Genomic DNA, 15,465 nt, shown 5'->3' on the forward strand with positions numbered 1-15,465 from the left:
GGGGTACGTGATGCGTTCATACTCCGCGCCCTGATTCGCCCTGATTCCGAGTTTTCCGACGCAGCGTTTCCGCGCGTCGGTCTCGTGCTCGCCCTTCCTTCCTCGCACGCCGCGGCACGTGCGGTTGCCGTTGCCCCGGCTGCCGTCCTGGAGACACAGAACCGTATGCCCACGTCGTTCCACCAGTCCGTCATCGACGAGTTCCGCGCCCACGAGGGGAAGGTCGGCGGCCCCTTCGAGGGCGGCGACCTGCTTCTGCTGACCACCACCGGCGCCAGGTCGGGTGCCTCGCGGACCACTCCGCTCGGGTACGTCCGCCACGGGAAGGCCCTGGTCGTGGTCGGCTCCAACCTCGGTGGGCCGCGGCACCCCGGCTGGTACCACAACCTGCTCGCCCGTCCCGTCGTCCGGGTGGAGGTGGGCACGTCCAGCTTCGAGGCGCTGGCGGTGCCCGCCGAAGGTGCCCGGCGCGAGGAGCTGTTCGCGCACGTCGTACGGGCGGTGCCCGGCTACGGCGACTACCAGGCCCGCACCAGCAGGCCGCTGCCGGTCGTGGTGCTGGAGCGGGCCGAGCCCGAGAAGTGGGAGGGGCGGCCCCGAGAGGTGCGCACCCTCGCCGACAAGCTCCTGGAGGTGCACACCTGGCTGCGGGGGCAGGTGCGGCAGGTGCGGGCCGAGACCGAGGCCCACTTCGCGGCCCCGGGGGAGGCCGGTAGGCCGCCGGGGCTCGGGCTGCAGATCCGGCAGCGCTGCCTCGCCTTCTGCCAGGCGCTGGAATTCCACCACGTCAGCGAGGACGGGCACCTGTTCCCCGGAATCGCCCGCCACCACCCCCACCTGACCGACGTCTTCGACCGGCTCGCCGACGAACACCGCACGGTCGCCCGCATCCAGGGCGAGCTGGCGGACCTGCTGGCGGGTATCGCGGTCGCCGAGCCGCGACGTTTCCGGGCCGCGCTGGAGGAGATGTCCGCGCGGCTCGACGCGCACTTCGACTACGAGGAGGAGGTGCTGCTCCCCCTGCTGGCCGACGTGCCGTGGCCGCCGCCCGGACTGCCCGGGCCGACCGGCGCGACGACCGCGCCTTAGTCGGACTCCAGCAGCCCCTTGAGCCGGGCCAGGTCGGCGGCGACCAGGCCGGCGTCGCGCTCGAAGTCGGCGTCGGTCGTCCCCGGCTGTCGGCGGAGGGTGAACACCACCTCGCTCCCGGTGCCGTCGGCGATGACGCGGACCGGGTTGTGGACGGTCTCCCCCGAGGGGAGCGTGACGCGGTGGTCGAGTACGCCCAGGTCGTTGTCCGGGGTGAAGGCGACCGTGACCCGGCCCAGCGGAGAGGAGTCCGCGATCCAGGTGTCCGCGACCTTCTCGATGGTCGCGCCGAGGCCGTGGGCCCACGCGGGCAGGTTGGCCGGATCCGAGGCGTAGGCGTAGACGTCGGCCGCGCTGCGGTCGATGTGGATGCCGAGGTGGCGGGACTCCTTGCCGGTGCTGTTCATGGCGGTGACGGTAGCGAGTCGCCGTCACCGCCGTCTTGAACGCATCGGACAGCGCGTGTCCGCCGGACGCCGCGCGCACCCCTAGTGGTGCCAGGCGCGGCCGCCCGTGTTGTGGATGAAGCGCTGGAGCACCTTCATCGTCGTCAGGTACTCCTCGTCGGAGATCCCGGCGTGGCGTTCCGTCCACAGGTCGCCCTGGACGGCGGCGGCCCGCTCGAAGAACGTCCTCCCCTCGGGGGTGAGGGTCAGGCGGCCGTCGGGGGTGTCGCCGGCCTGGACGATCCAGCCCGCCCCGATCGTCGCGTCGATCTCCGACTCCATCGCCTCCGGGCCCGCGTCGAGGTAGTTCCGCAGGAGGCCGGACACCTCGGCGCGGGTCTTCGGGGTGTCCGCGCGGGCCACCTGGGCGAGGACCCACCACTGTGGCTGGGTCGTGCCGAGTTCGGCGAGGGCCGCCCGGGTGCGGGTGACGACGGCCTTGTACGCCGCCCAGGACCAGTAGCCGATGGGCTGGCGGATGAGTTCCGTGTCGCTGTGCGAGTAGTCCATGGCGCCGACCGTAGAAGCTGAAGTCCGGTTGAGGTCAAGCGTTGTCCGCGGCGGTCCGGTCCGGTCCGACTTCCCGTCGGCAAAGGCACGGGCGGGGCGGGCGTAGCGTAGGTGGTATGACGACGTACGGATCCTTCCCCGGCACCCGGCCCCGGCGGCTGCGGACCACCCCCGTGATGCGTCGGATGGTCGCCGAGACCCGGCTGCACCCCGCCGACTTCATCCTTCCCGCCTTCGTCCGCGAGGGCGTGCGCGAGCCGGTGCCGATCGCGGCGATGCCCGGCGTCGTCCAGCACACGCGGGACACCCTGAAGAAGGCGGCCGCCGAGGCGGTGGAGGCCGGGATCTCCGGGATCATGCTCTTCGGGGTGCCGGAGGAGGAGAACAAGGACGCCCTCGGGACGGCGGGCACCGATCCGGACGGGATCCTCCAGGTCGCGCTGCGCGACGTGCGGGCCGAGGTGGGGGACGAACTGCTCGTCATGTCCGACCTCTGTCTCGACGAGTTCACCGACCACGGGCACTGCGGGGTCCTCGACGACCAGGGCCGCGTCGACAACGACGCCACGCTCGAGCGGTACGCCGAGATGGCGCAGGTCCAGGCCGACGCGGGCGCCCATGTCGTCGGGCCCAGCGGGATGATGGACGGCCAGATCGGCGTCGTCCGCGATGCCCTCGACCAGATCGGCCGGGAGGACGTCGCGATCCTCGCGTACACCGCCAAGTACGCCTCCGCCTTCTACGGGCCCTTCCGCGAGGCCGTCGGTTCCTCGCTCAAGGGGGACCGGAAGACCTACCAGCAGGACGGCGCCAACGTGCGCGAGTCGATGCGGGAACTGGCGCTGGACCTGGAGGAGGGCGCCGACATGGTGATGGTCAAGCCGGCCGGGCCCTACCTCGACATCCTCGCCAAGGTCGCCGAGGCCTCGGACGTGCCCGTCGCCGCCTACCAGATCTCCGGCGAGTACTCGATGATCGAGGCCGCCGCCGAGAAGGGCTGGATCGAACGGGACCGGGCCATCCTGGAGACCCTCACCGGGATCAAGCGGGCCGGCGCGAGCAACATCCTGACGTACTGGGCGACCGAGGTCGCTCGCACGCTGCGCTGAGCGACCTGTGCCGGCCCGTCGCACAGGGGGTGCGGGTCCGCGGACCCCGTCCCCTTCAGTACTCGAGCGCGTTGGCGGCGCTGGTCTGCCAGTAGGTGACCGTCAGGGTGCTGTCGACGTACACGCCGCCGGAGGGCAGCTTGACCCTGGCGATGGAGCCGTCCTCGAAGGGGATGGTGAGGGTGTTCGTGTCGTAGCCGCCCTCGCCGCTGCCGTCGCCGGAGGACAGCCGTACGCCGGCGTAGCCGGACTCGCCGGGGGCCAGCGTCGTCAGCGACTGCGGCTTGCTGGACTCGGCGACCGGCGGCACCGCCTGGGCCTCGCCGAAGCGGGGCGTCGGGTACGGGGGCAGCGCGCAGGTCTTCGAACCGGTGTTGGTGGCGGTCAGCAGCAGGTGGTTGAGGGGGCGGGGCGCGTTCGCCGCGGTGATGCGTACGTCGGACGCGGAGCACTTCCCGGGCAGGCCCGAGTCGGAGCCGTTGTCCGAGCCCTTCTCGGAGCCCTTGCCGGAGCCCTTGTCGGCGGCGGAACCGGAGCCGCCGCTGCCGGAGTTCGACGTGTCGCCGTTGCCGGCGGAAGCGTTCGAGCCGTTCGAGCCGGAGGAGCCGTTCGAGCCGGTGGATCCGGTCGAACCCTTTGAACCAGCGTCGCCGGTGTCGTCCTTCGCGCCGGCCGGCGCCTGGGTGGCGTTCCCGTCCGCCGACGTGGAGGAGGCGGGCGCCGGGGAGCCCGTGAGTTCGTCGCCCTCGCAGGCCGTCAGGGAGAGTGCGGCCAGCGCGACCGTGGTGGCGGCGAACAGGCGGGTGCGGGTGGTGCGTGCGGACATGGGAGTTCTCCTTCGAAATGAGCCAGTGGGGTGAGTCGCCCGACCGTTCACCGGGAGCGGCTGCTTTGATGACCACAGCTTGCGGCGGTGTCCGTCCCGGCCGCCAGTGACGGGGGAACATGCGGGATGATGGGACGCCTGGAACGCTCTGACCTGCGGGAACAATGTCCCTCTGGGATGGGGTACGGGGATGCGAGGAGAGGGAGAAACGGTGGCGGGGGACGACTTCGCGGAACTGCTGCGGGAGTTGAAGGAGCGGTCCGGGCTCAGCTACGGAGCACTCGGCAAGAGACTGCACATGAGCGGCTCGACCCTGCACCGGTACGTCAGCGGTGAGGTGGTCCCGGTCGAGTTCGCCCCCGTGGAACGCCTCGCCCGCGTATGCCGGGCGACCCCCGAGGAGTTGCTCGAACTCCACCGCCGCTGGATCCGTGCGGACGCGCTGCGCGGCGTGAAGAAGGACGGGGGCGAGGAGGCGGGAACGGTCGAGGAACCGGGGGCGGACGAGCGGGAGACCTCGCCCGAGCGGGAGACCTCGGGGGAGGGGGAGATCTCGGCGGAGGGGAGCGCCCCGCCCGCCGTGGCCGACCCGCCTCGGTCGTCCGCTCCAGCCGCTCCAGCCGCTCCGTCCGCTCAGTCTCCGTCGTCTCCGTCGCCCGCCACGCCCCTGTCGCCGGTCGAGCCCGGCACGCCGGACGCGGAGTCGGAGTCGGAGCCGGAACCGGGGCCCGCGATCGTGCTCGGCCGGTCCGCCCGGCCCCGCCGCCGGGTGCCGCGCGTCGCGCTGTACGCCGCGAGCGGTGTCGTCGCCGTGGGGGCCGCCGTGGCCCTCGTGGCCAACCTCGTGTCCTCCCCGGACGGCGACGGGCAGCGCGGGCCGGCCGGTGCCGTCGCGCAGTCGTCCGTGCCGGTGTCGCGGACCGCCTCCGGGGCGGTGTCCCCGAGCGCGAGCGCCTCCACGTCCCCCTCGCCGTCCGCCTCCGCCTCCGCGTCCCGGTCCCCCTCCGCGCCGCCGTCGCCTCCGGCCGCCGCCGCGCCGGGCCGTGCGGCACCCGCCGACGGCCCCCTGTTCACCGTGTCGGTCAGTCCGTACCACTGGGACGTGCCCTGCGACCACGCCTTCCTGGTCGACCGCAGTCCCAAGAACGTGCCGGAACCTCCGCCGCTGCAGGGCGCCGTGGGCTGGGCCGTCCCCCTCAAGGCGGTCTCCGCGAACCGGCAGATGGCCGTCCTCACCGTGCAGGGCACCGGCGCCGAGACGGTCGTCCTGAACGATCTGCACGTCCGGGTGGTGAGCAGCGGGCCGCCGCTGGACTGGAACCAGTACGTGATGGGCAACGGCTGCGGCGGCCAGGTGGACACCAAGGCCTTCGACGTCTCGCTCGACCTGGGCACCCCGCTGGCGACGCCGATCGGGGGCCAGCGGGACTTCCCGTACAGCGTCACCCAGGACGACCCCGAGGTCTTCTTCGTCAACGCGCACACCAGCGGACACGACGTCAGCTGGTACCTGGAGCTGGAGTGGTCCAGCGGCGGGCGGCACGGCATCATGCGCGTCGACGACCACGGCACGCCGTTCCGCACCAGCGCCTCCCGGGACGACTCCTACTACGCGTACCCGCTCGGCAGCAACGCCTGGGAGTTGGTCGAGGGCGAGTGAGGCGGACCGGCACCCGGCAGTCGCACGGTTGTCCGGATCGCGGAAAGTCGCCTGTAGGCGGCACGTACTTCTCTACGCTGCGCGCATGACCCTGACCGAGACCCCGTCCGCCGCCACCGCCACCGCTGCGACCGCCGCCGTCGCCTCTCCGCCGCCGCTGGCGGCGCGGGCCCGGTCGATCGGCGGTTCGCCCGTACGGGACATCCTCGCCGTCACCGCCCGCCCCGAGGTGATCAACTTCGCGGGCGGGCTGCCGGCCCCCGAGCTGTTCGACGCCGACGGCATCGCCGCCGCCTACCGGGACGTCCTCGCCGAGACGCCCGCACGGGCCCTCCAGTACTCCACGACCGAGGGCGAGCCCAGGCTGCGGTCCGCGCTCGCCGCCCGCACCTCGGCGCGCGGGCTGCCCACCGGCGCCGACGACCTCCTCGTCACCACCGGTTCGCAGCAGGCCCTGTCGCTGCTGGCCACCGCGCTGCTCGAACCCGGCGACACCGTGCTCGTCGAGCGCCCCTGCTACCTGGCCGCACTCCAGGCCTTCGGCCTCGCGGGCGCCCGGGTGGTGGCCGTGCCCGGGGACGAGGACGGGATCGACCCCGGGGCGCTGGAGGAGCTGGTGGTGCGCGAGCGCCCCAAACTGCTCTACACGGTCCCCACCTTCTCCAACCCCACCGGCCGCACCCTGCCCGCCGCCCGCCGCGCCGCCGTCGCCGAGGTCGCCGGACGGTGCGGGCTGTGGATCGTGGAGGACGACCCGTACGGGGAGCTGCGCTTCGAGGGCGAGCGGGTGCCGTGGATCGCCTCCTACGAGGGGGCCGCGGACCGGACCGTGCTGCTGGGCTCCTTCTCCAAGGTCATGGCACCCGGCCTGCGCCTGGGCTGGCTGCGGGCGCCCGACGCGCTGCGCCGGGCCTGCACGGTCGCCAAGCAGGCCGCCGACCTGCACACCCCGACCGTCAACCAGCTCGCCGCCGCCCGCTACCTCGCCGACCGGGACCTGGACGCCCACGTCGCCCGCGTCGCCGCCGCGTACGGCGCACGCCGGGACGCCATGCTCGCCGGGCTGGCCGACGCGCTCCCGGCGGGATCCCGGTGGACCCGCCCCGAGGGCGGCATGTTCCTGTGGGCCCGGCTGCCCGAGGGGTACGACACCACGGCCCTGCTCCCCGAGGTGGTCCGGCACGACGTGGCCTACGTCCCCGGCGCCCCCTTCCACGCGGGCGAACCCGACCGCGCGACGCTGCGACTCTGCTTCGTCACCCAGACGCCGGACGAGATCGCCGAGGGGCTGCGGAGGCTGGCGAAGGGGCTGGGCGTCTGATCCGCCGGCGGGGGCCGGCGCCCGGCGTCGGTCAGAGCCGCTCGGGCGTCCGGATGCCCAGCAGCGCCATGCCCCGGTGGAGGGTGCGGGCCGTGACGTCGCACAGGAGGAGGCGGTTCTCCGCCACCTCCCGCGGCGGCGCCGGCTTGATCACCGGGCACTTGTCGTAGAACGACGTGAACAGCGACGCCAGCTGGTACAGGTACGCGGCCAGCTTGTGCGGGGCGTACTCCGCGGCCGCCTCGAAGACCGTGTCCCCGAACGCGTCCAGGTGCAGGCCCAGCGCGCGCTCCGCCTCGTGCAGGTCCAGCTCCGGGTGGGCCGCGGGACCGGTCTCGCCGGCCTTGCGCAGGATGGACTGGATCCGGGCGTAGGCGTACTGGAGGTACACGCTGGTGTCGCCGTTGAGCGAGACCATCTGGTCCAGGTCGAACTTGTAGTCGCGGCTCGGCGACGTCGACAGGTCCGCGTACTTCACGGCGCCGATGCCGACCTGCGCGGCCCGCTCCTGGATCTCGTCCTCGGTGAGGTCCCGTGCCTTGTCCCGGACGACCTCCGCGGCCCGCTCCACCGCCTCGTCCAGCAGGTCCTCCAGGCGCACGGTCTCACCCGCGCGGGTCTTGAAGGGCTTGCCGTCCGCGCCGAGCACCGTGCCGTAGGCCATGTTGTGCGCGGTGACCTCCTCGCCGAGCCAGCCGGCCCGGCGGGCGGTCTCGAAGACCATCCTGAAGTGCAGCGACTGGCGTACGTCGACGACGTACAGCAGCGTGCTGGCGTGCAGGTCCTGGACGCGGTCGCGGATCGCGGTCAGGTCGGAGGCCGCGTAGCCGAAGCCGCCGTCGGCCTTCTGCACGATCAGCGGCACCGGCTGGTCGTCCTTGCCGCGGATCTCGTCGAAGAACACCACGAGCGCGCCCTCGGAGCGCACCGCGACGCCCGTCTCCTCCAGGATGCGGGCGGTCTCCGGCATGCCGTCGTTGTACGCGGACTCGCCGACGATCTCCTCGTCGCGGATCTCCATGTCGAGCTTCTCGAAGACGGAGTAGAAGTAGACCTTCGACTCGTCCACGAACTGCTGCCACAGCTCGAGCGTCTCCTTGTCGCCGGACTGGAGGGCGACGACCCGCTTGCGCGCCCGCTCCTTGAACTCCTCGTCCGCGTCGAAGACCGCGCGCGACGCCTTGTACACCCGGTTCAGGTTCGACATGGCCTGCTCGCCGTCGACGTCGTCGGCCGGGGCCAGCTCGCCGGGGTGCTCGAACAGGTACTGGATGAGCATGCCGAACTGGGTGCCCCAGTCGCCGATGTGGTGCCGGCCGATCGTCTTCTCGCCGGTGAAGTCGAGCATGCCGCGCAGGGCGTCGCCGATGACCGCGGAGCGCAGGTGGCCGACGTGCATCTCCTTCGCCACGTTCGGCTGGGCGTAGTCGACGACCGTGACGCCCGCGTTCTCCTTCGGCGGCACGCCGAGGCGCTCGCCGTCCGCGAGCCGCGCGGCGAGGTTCTCGGTGATCGCCCGGTCGGCGACGGTGATGTTCAGGAAGCCGGGCCCGGAGACCTCGACGTCCTTGATCAGCTCGTCGCCGGTGGTGAGGTGCGCGACGACCTCGGTCGCCAGCTCCCGCGGGTTCGCCTTGGCCTTCTTGGCCAGCGCGAGGATGCCGTTGGCCTGGTAGTCCGCCCGGTCGCTACGTCGCAGCAGCGGGTCGGCGCCGGCGGCCTCCGGCCGGGTGGCCGTGAGGGCGGACGCGAGCTGCTGCTGGACGGAGTCGGTGAGGGACGTGACCGAGGCCATGGAAGGGTTCGCCGTTCTGCTCGGGTTCGTGGAAGGAGTACAGAAGCCGAGTATCCCACGCGGTGAAAAGCGGTTTTCGCGGATGCGGGCCGGGCTGGGAGAATGGGGCGGTCAGCCGTGCGACCGCATCGGCTGTCTCCGGAGCAGTTCCAGCGAAGTTTCAGGAAAGAGGACGTGCCGACGTGGCTCAGAGCACAGAGACCACCGACTGGGTCTCCCGTTTCGCGGACGAGGTCGTCGCCGAGTCGGAGCGTCGTGCCGCCCCGGACAAACCCCGCGTCGTCGTCGCCTCCGGACTCTCCCCCTCCGGCCCCATCCACCTGGGCAACCTGCGCGAGGTCATGACCCCGCACCTGGTCGCCGACGAGATCCGCCGCCGCGGCCACGAGGTGCGGCACCTGATCTCCTGGGACGACTACGACCGCTACCGCAAGGTGCCGGCCGGTGTCCCCGGGGTGGACGAGACCTGGGCCGAGCACATCGGCAAGCCCCTGACCTCCGTCCCGGCGCCGAAGGGCTCCCCGCACGCCAACTGGGCCGAGCACTTCAAGGCCGCGATGACCGCCTCGCTCGCCGAGATGGGCGTCGAGTTCGACGGGATCAGCCAGACCGCCCAGTACACCTCGGGCGTCTACCGCGAGCAGATCCTGCACGCCATGAAGCACCGGCGGGACATCGACGCCATCCTCGACCAGTACCGGACGAAGAAGGCGCCCGCGAAGAAGTCGCAGAAGCCCGTCGACGAGGCCGAGCTGGAGGCCGCCGAGGGCTCCGGTGCCGCCGCCGAGGACGACGGCGGCTCCGGCTCCGCCGGGTACTTCCCGTACAAGCCGTACTGCGGCAACTGCGAGAAGGACCTGACGACGGTCACCGCCTACGACGACGACTCGACCGAGCTGACCTACGCCTGCACCGCCTGCGGCTTCTCCGAGACCGTGCGGCTGAGCGAGTTCAACCGCGGCAAGCTGGTCTGGAAGGTCGACTGGCCCATGCGCTGGGCCTACGAGGGCGTCGTCTTCGAGCCCAGCGGCGTGGACCACTCCTCGCCCGGGTCGTCGTTCCAGGTCGGCGGGCAGATCGTCGGGATCTTCGGCGGCGAGCAGCCCATCGGGCCGATGTACGCCTTCGTCGGCATCAGCGGCATGGCCAAGATGTCGTCGTCGAAGGGCGGCGTACCCACCCCGTCCGACGCGCTCCGGATCATGGAACCGCAGCTGCTGCGCTGGCTGTACGCCCGCCGCCGCCCCAACCAGTCCTTCAAGATCGCCTTCGACCAGGAGATCCAGCGGCTGTACGACGAGTGGGACCGCCTCGACGCCAAGGTCGCCGACGGCTCGGCCCTCCCCGCCGATGTGGCCGCCCACTCCCGCGCCGTCCGCACGGCCGCCGGTGAGCTGCCCCGTACGCCCCGGCCGCTGCCCTACCGCACGCTCGCCTCCGTGGCCGACATCACCGCCGGCCACGAGGACCAGGCGCTGCGCATCCTCGGCGAGCTGGACCCGGCGAACCCGATCGCGGCGCTGGACCAGGCCCGGCCGCGCTACGACAAGGCCGAGGCGTGGATCAACACCCACGTCCCCGCCGACCAGCGCACCGTCGTCCGCGCGGAGCCCGACGCCGAGCTGCTGAAGTCCCTCGACGAGCCGAGCCGGCAGTCGCTGCGGCTGCTGCTCGACGGGCTGGCCGACCACTGGTCCCTGGACGGGCTCACCCACCACGTCTACGGCGTCCCCAAGGTCCAGGCGGGCTTCCCCGCCGACGCCACGCCCAAGGAGCTGCCGCCGGAGATCAAGACCGCCCAGCGGACGTTCTTCGCGCTCCTCTACCACCTGCTCGTCGGCCGCGACACCGGCCCGCGCCTGCCCACGCTGCTCCTCGCGGTGGGGCAGGACCGGGTGCGGACCCTGCTCGGGGAGTAAGCGGTACGCGGAGGGGGCGCCCGGTGTTCGCCGGGCGCCCCCTTCGTCGTTGGTCACTCCTACGCGATGTGCTCTTCCTGGAGCTCACGCATGTGGCGCTCGGTGAACGCCTTCACCATGCGATCGGCCTCACGCGGAGCCAGCGGCATCGTGAAGGTCGCCTCCACGTCGCCCCGGAACTGGGCGACCGTGGGGTAGCTGCCGTCGATCGACTTCCGGAAGACCGTGTAGTAGTCCTCCTCCGTCGGCGGCGGCTCGGCCGTGCCGGCGCCCTCGCCCAGCTCGCGGGTGCGGCCCGGGACCACCGGTATCGGGAAGCTCCCGGTCTCCTCCGGCGAGGGCTCCTGGAGCGGGGGCTCCTCCTCGTACTGGTCCCGGTACTGGTCGGCCCGCTGCTGCTCCTCGTACCACTGGGCGTACTGCTCGGCCGGGTCGTAGGTGGGGTCGTAGCCGCCCTGGTAGGCGACCTGGCGGGTGTTGAACCAGGGGCTCTGCTCGGGGCCGCCCTCCGCCCCGGCGCCCTCCACCGCGGCGCCGTTCGGCGGCAGGCCGACGTGCTGCGCCCGGTCCGCGGGCGGCGACTGGTCCGCGGGCGCCGGCCGGTCCGGGTGCCGGGGCCGGTCCGCCCCGGGCCCCTTGACCAGCTCGGGGCGCTGCTCGCCCGCGGGCGCCGCCTGCGGGTCCGGCTGCTGCGGCCGGGGCGCCGGCGGCAGCAGGGCGGGCTCGATGCCCGCCGCCGCCAGACCCGACGGGGCGGTCTGCGCCAGGGGCACGCCGTAGCGGGCCAGCCGCAGCGGCATCAGGGACTCCACGGGCGCCTTGCGGCGCCAGGCGCGGCCGAAACGGGACCGCAGCCGGGCCTGGTAGACGAGGCGCTCCTGCTCCAGCTTGATGACCTGCTCGTAGGAGCGCAGCTCCCACAGCTTCATGCGGCGCCACAGCAGGAACGTCGGCACCGGCGAGAGCAGCCACCGGGTGAGGCGGACGCCCTCCATGTGCTTGTCCGCGGTGATGTCGGCGATCCGGCCGATCGCGTGCCGGGCGGCCTCCACCGACACCACGAACAGGATCGGGATCACCCCGTGCATGCCCACGCCCAGCGGGTCCGGCCACGCCGCCGCGCCGTTGAACGCGATCGTCGCCGCCGTCAGCAGCCAGGCCGTCTGCCGCAGCAGCGGGAAGGGGATGCGGATCCAGGTGAGCAGCAGGTCCAGGGCCAGCAGCACGCAGATGCCCGCGTCGATGCCGATCGGGAAGACGTAACTGAAGTTCCCGAAGCCCTTCTTCAGGGCCAGCTCACGCACCGCCGCGTACGAACCCGCGAAACCGATCCCCGCGATGACGACGGCACCGAAGACGACCATGCCGATGAGTACACGATGCGTCCGTGTCAGCTGAAGTGGCGCGGCCACCCGTACTCCCCTCCCATTGCCTGTTGTTGCGCGCAACAGAGTGGCACATGTGTACGGGGGACGGGTGGCCGGTGGGGTCGAAGAGGCCGTCAGCCCGACTTCGAGGGCGACGCGGACGCCGAGCCCGAGGGCGCCTTCGAGGACGTCCCGGAGGGCGACGGAGCGCCGCTCGACGGGCCGCCGCCTGCCGCGCCGTTGGCCTTCGTCACCGCGGCCACCACCTCCTTGGCCGCCTTCTGCGCGTCCTTCACCAGGTCGTCGGCGTCCGGCGTCTTGTCGCCGGCCAGACCCGCGCCGTTGTAGTCGACGGTGACGACGACGTTCTCGGCGCGCGCCACGACCGTCTGCTGCTTGAAGGTGCCTTCCTTCTTCTTCAGGTCGTAGCTCACCACCGACGCCTGGTCGCCCGTGCCGCCGACCGCCGCGGTCTTCACGCTCTTGGCACCCTCGGCGCTCTGGGCGTCCCGCAGTTGCTTCGCGAAGTAGTCACCCGCCAGCTTGTCCCCCGCACCACGCGTCACGTCCGACTCGAAGCGCAGCATCGACACGCTCAGCCAGCGGAACTGGGAGCCCTTCACACCGTTGTCGGAGAGGCTGTCCCAGGAGCAACTCGCGCGCGTGCCCGTGTCGTTCGACGTGCCCTCCTTGCCGGATTCGGCCTTCGGCACCAGGTCTTCCAGCGTCTTCTTCGCCAGTACCGAGCACGGCTCCGGAAGCTTGCCGAACGCCGCCGGCCGCACCGTCGGGGACGGGCTCGCGGACGCGGACGCGGCGGACTCCTCGGCGGCCTTGTCCTTGCCGTCGCCGGAGCCGGAGTCCGAGGAGCAGCCGGCTGCCACCAGCATCACGGGTACGGCGGCCGCGCCGACAAGGACGCGGGTGAGTGGCTTCGCTCGCTTCGCCTGCTGGTCTCGCTGGTCACGCTGGGCTCGTCGCTGCATGGTTCCTTCACTCATGGCACTCGTGTTCCTGCGTTCGGAACGGGTCCGAGGGGCCACCGTACGCGGTGAAGAAATCGTGCGGTCCCGCTCCGGGCGCACCCCGCACGCGCGCGCAAGGGCCGCGACGGGGCTCAGCCGCTGAGCGAACCCGCCAGCTGTGAAGCCAGTTTCCGCGCCATGTCCTGCATTTCCTCGCTGTCCGGCACGACTCCGAGCGTCGCCGACTGCTCCGCGTACTCGACCCGCACCACGACGTTCGACGTGCGGAACGCCACAGTCACCGTGCGCCGCTGCGCCGTCGAACCGGAGCTGCTCAGCGCGTCGTCCACGAACGCCTCGTCGCCCAGGCCGTCGAGGAGCCGCGGCTGGAGTTCGGCCGGCGCGGTGTCGGAGGACGCGCTCGACGAGGACGAGGGGCCGGTGGCCGACGACGAGGGGCCGGTGGCGGGGGCGGAGGGCGTGCCGCTCGGGCCGGCGGACGGCGTGCCGGACGCGGGGGAGCCGGAGGGGGAGCCCGAGGAGGAGCCCGAGGGGGTGCCCGAGGCGGTCTCGGACTCCGAGACGACCGGTTCGGGCAGGTCGGCCGCGTCCACCTGCCGTGCGAAGAGCTGCTCGGCCTGGCTGTCGTCGCTCACGGAGCCGTCGTACGACACCACCCGCTCGAAGTCGACGAGGAGGTGGTCGGTGGCCTGCGCCGACTCCACCTTCCAACGGCAGCCGACCTTGCGGTCGGTGTCGTAGGCGAGCGTCGGCTCGCCCGCGTACGCCTTCTCGCGCTGCTCGTCGTCGGCGATCTCCTCGATGCCGGGCAGGAGCGCGGCGAGGGACTTGTCGCCGACCACGCCGCACGGCTCGGGGAGGGTGCGGTACTTGCCGGGCTCGGCGGCCTCGGTGGTGACACCGGGCCGGCCCGGGTTCGAGTCGTCCGCCGTGGCGCCGCCGTCCGCGCCGCCGGTGCAGCCGGCCAGCACCGCCGCCAGGAGGGCGGCGACGCCGGGTACATAGGCCTTCCGCTGCACGGTGCGGCTCCTCTCGCCGGGGTGGCATGTGGTTGGGGAGGGTACGGGACACCAGTGTCCCCGCTGGTTATTCGCTTGCCGCACGGGGGCGTCCCCAGCAGACAATGTGTACCGCACGCGCTGCCGTGAACGCCGGTCGGTCGTCCCTTCGGCCGCCCCTGGGCGCCGGCTCCGCGCGAGGAGACTTCTGTTTGTTTTCCGGGGGAATGAGGCGATATGTCGTACGTGGAGATGCCGGGCGCGAAGGTGCCGATCCGGATGTGGACGGACCCGGCGACGGTTGAGGAGGGCGCGCTCCAGCAGCTGCGCAACGTCGCGACCCTGCCGTGGATCAAGGGCCTGGCGGTCATGCCGGACGTGCACTACGGCAAGGGCGCGACGGTCGGGTCCGTGATCGCGATGCGGGGCGCGGTGTGCCCGGCGGCGGTGGGCGTCGACATCGGCTGCGGCATGTCGGCGGTGAAGACGTCCCTGACGGCGAACGACCTGCCGGGCGACCTGTCCCGGCTGCGCTCGAAGATCGAGCAGGCGATTCCGGTGGGGCGGGGTATGCACGACAGCCCGGTCGAGCCGGGGCGCTTCCACGGGCTGGCCACGGCCGGGTGGGACGACTTCTGGGGGCGGTTCGACGGGGTCGCGGAAGCGGTCAAATTCCGTCATGAGCGGGCCGGGAAGCAGATGGGAACGCTCGGATCCGGCAATCACATGATCGAATTTTGCCTTGATCAGTCGGGTTCGGTCTGGCTCATGCTGCACTCAGGCTCGCGGAACATTGGCAAGGAACTTGCCGAACACCACATCGGCATCGCCCAGAAGCTCCCGCACAACCAGGGTCTGGTCGACCGCGACCTCGCCGTGTTCGTCGCGGACACCCCACAGATGGCGGCGTACCGCAACGACCTGTTCTGGGCGCAGGAGTACGCGAAGTACAACCGTACGCTGATGATGGCGCTCTTCAAGGACGTGGTCCGCAAGGAGTTCAAGAAGGCGAAGCCGATCTTCGAACAGGAGGTCTCCTGCCATCACAATTACGTGGCCGAGGAGCAGTACGAGGGGATGGACCTGCTGGTCACGCGTAAGGGGGCGATCCGTGCAGGCTCCGGCGAGTACGGCATCATTCCCGGCTCCATGGGCACCAGCTCTTACATTGTGCGAGGGCTCGGGAACGAGAAGGCATTCAACTCCGCCTCGCACGGTGCAGGTCGGCGTATGAGTCGTAGTGCTGCGAAGCGGCGTTACACCGTACGAGACCTGGAGGAGCAGACGCGCGGTGTCGAGTGCCGGAAGGACTCCGGAGTGCTGGACGAGATTCCGGGCGCTTACAAGAACATCGACCAGGTAATGGAGCAGCAGCGCGATCTCGTCGAGGTCGTGGCGAAGTTGAAGCAGGTCGTATGTGTGAAGGGCTGAGATGAGAG

At 71.8% G+C, this 15,465-nt stretch carries 13 protein-coding genes; 6 read left to right on the plus strand and 7 right to left on the minus strand.

The window, feature by feature from the left end; translation table 11 throughout:
* The first annotated feature begins 165 nt into the window (after nucleotides 1-165).
* Nucleotides 166-1,089, plus strand: coding sequence for a nitroreductase/quinone reductase family protein (locus tag BJ961_RS02375; RefSeq protein ID WP_271319653.1), 924 nt, complete (start codon nucleotides 166-168; stop codon nucleotides 1,087-1,089).
* On the opposite strand, the gene BJ961_RS02380 is transcribed toward BJ961_RS02375, so the two are convergent.
* Nucleotides 1,086-1,496 carry an SRPBCC family protein gene (locus BJ961_RS02380; protein WP_271319654.1) on the minus strand — a complete coding sequence of 137 codons (411 nt, stop codon included), beginning with the start codon at nucleotides 1,494-1,496 and terminating at the stop codon, nucleotides 1,086-1,088. The genes BJ961_RS02375 and BJ961_RS02380 overlap by 4 nt on opposite strands.
* Nucleotides 1,497-1,577: 81 nt before the next feature.
* A complete protein-coding gene (locus BJ961_RS02385; RefSeq protein WP_271319655.1) occupies nucleotides 1,578-2,045 on the minus strand; it encodes a MarR family winged helix-turn-helix transcriptional regulator in 468 nt (155 codons plus the stop codon).
* A gap of 116 nt (nucleotides 2,046-2,161) precedes the next feature.
* Between BJ961_RS02385 and hemB the strand changes: the two genes are divergently transcribed.
* On the plus strand, nucleotides 2,162-3,154 hold the full coding sequence (gene hemB / locus BJ961_RS02390) for a porphobilinogen synthase (protein WP_271319656.1): 993 nt from the start codon (nucleotides 2,162-2,164) through the stop codon (nucleotides 3,152-3,154).
* 55 nt (nucleotides 3,155-3,209) lie between these two features.
* Here the strand turns inward: hemB and BJ961_RS02395 are convergent, their stop codons facing one another.
* Nucleotides 3,210-3,980 carry a DUF4232 domain-containing protein gene (locus BJ961_RS02395; RefSeq protein ID WP_271319657.1) on the minus strand — a complete coding sequence of 257 codons (771 nt, stop codon included), beginning with the start codon at nucleotides 3,978-3,980 and terminating at the stop codon, nucleotides 3,210-3,212.
* 211 nt (nucleotides 3,981-4,191) lie between these two features.
* Here BJ961_RS02395 and BJ961_RS02400 point away from each other — a divergent pair, with 211 nt between their 5' ends.
* A complete protein-coding gene (locus tag BJ961_RS02400) occupies nucleotides 4,192-5,640 on the plus strand; it encodes a helix-turn-helix domain-containing protein (protein WP_271319658.1) in 1,449 nt (482 codons plus the stop codon).
* A gap of 85 nt (nucleotides 5,641-5,725) precedes the next feature.
* Nucleotides 5,726-6,961 carry an aminotransferase-like domain-containing protein gene (locus BJ961_RS02405; protein WP_271319659.1) on the plus strand — a complete coding sequence of 412 codons (1,236 nt, stop codon included), beginning with the start codon at nucleotides 5,726-5,728 and terminating at the stop codon, nucleotides 6,959-6,961.
* A gap of 31 nt (nucleotides 6,962-6,992) precedes the next feature.
* Here BJ961_RS02405 and argS read toward each other — a convergent pair whose 3' ends face one another.
* Nucleotides 6,993-8,756, minus strand: coding sequence for an arginine--tRNA ligase (gene argS, locus BJ961_RS02410; RefSeq protein WP_271319660.1), 1,764 nt, complete (start codon nucleotides 8,754-8,756; stop codon nucleotides 6,993-6,995).
* 182 nt (nucleotides 8,757-8,938) lie between these two features.
* Here argS and lysS point away from each other — a divergent pair, with 182 nt between their 5' ends.
* Nucleotides 8,939-10,675 (plus strand): lysine--tRNA ligase, encoded by a 1,737-nt coding sequence (gene lysS / locus BJ961_RS02415; protein WP_271319661.1) that lies wholly within the window; start codon nucleotides 8,939-8,941, stop codon nucleotides 10,673-10,675.
* Nucleotides 10,676-10,734: 59 nt separating this feature from the next.
* Here lysS and BJ961_RS02420 read toward each other — a convergent pair whose 3' ends face one another.
* The 3 genes from BJ961_RS02420 to BJ961_RS02430 form a co-directional block, all read right to left on the minus strand.
* Entirely contained in the window at nucleotides 10,735-12,087 is a 1,353-nt protein-coding gene (locus tag BJ961_RS02420; RefSeq protein WP_271319662.1) for a DUF2637 domain-containing protein, read from the minus strand.
* Between the two features lie 89 nt (nucleotides 12,088-12,176).
* On the minus strand, nucleotides 12,177-13,028 hold the full coding sequence (locus BJ961_RS02425) for a DUF3558 family protein (protein WP_271319663.1): 852 nt from the start codon (nucleotides 13,026-13,028) through the stop codon (nucleotides 12,177-12,179).
* A gap of 131 nt (nucleotides 13,029-13,159) precedes the next feature.
* On the minus strand, nucleotides 13,160-14,047 hold the full coding sequence (locus BJ961_RS02430; RefSeq protein WP_271319664.1) for a DUF3558 domain-containing protein: 888 nt from the start codon (nucleotides 14,045-14,047) through the stop codon (nucleotides 13,160-13,162).
* A gap of 216 nt (nucleotides 14,048-14,263) precedes the next feature.
* On the opposite strand from BJ961_RS02430, the gene BJ961_RS02435 reads away from it, so the two are divergent.
* Nucleotides 14,264-15,457 (plus strand): RtcB family protein, encoded by a 1,194-nt coding sequence (locus BJ961_RS02435; protein ID WP_271319665.1) that lies wholly within the window; start codon nucleotides 14,264-14,266, stop codon nucleotides 15,455-15,457.
* Nucleotides 15,458-15,465 lie beyond the last annotated feature (8 nt).

The organism is Streptomyces lienomycini (assembly GCF_027947595.1).
Lineage (GTDB): Bacteria > Actinomycetota > Actinomycetes > Streptomycetales > Streptomycetaceae > Streptomyces > Streptomyces lienomycini.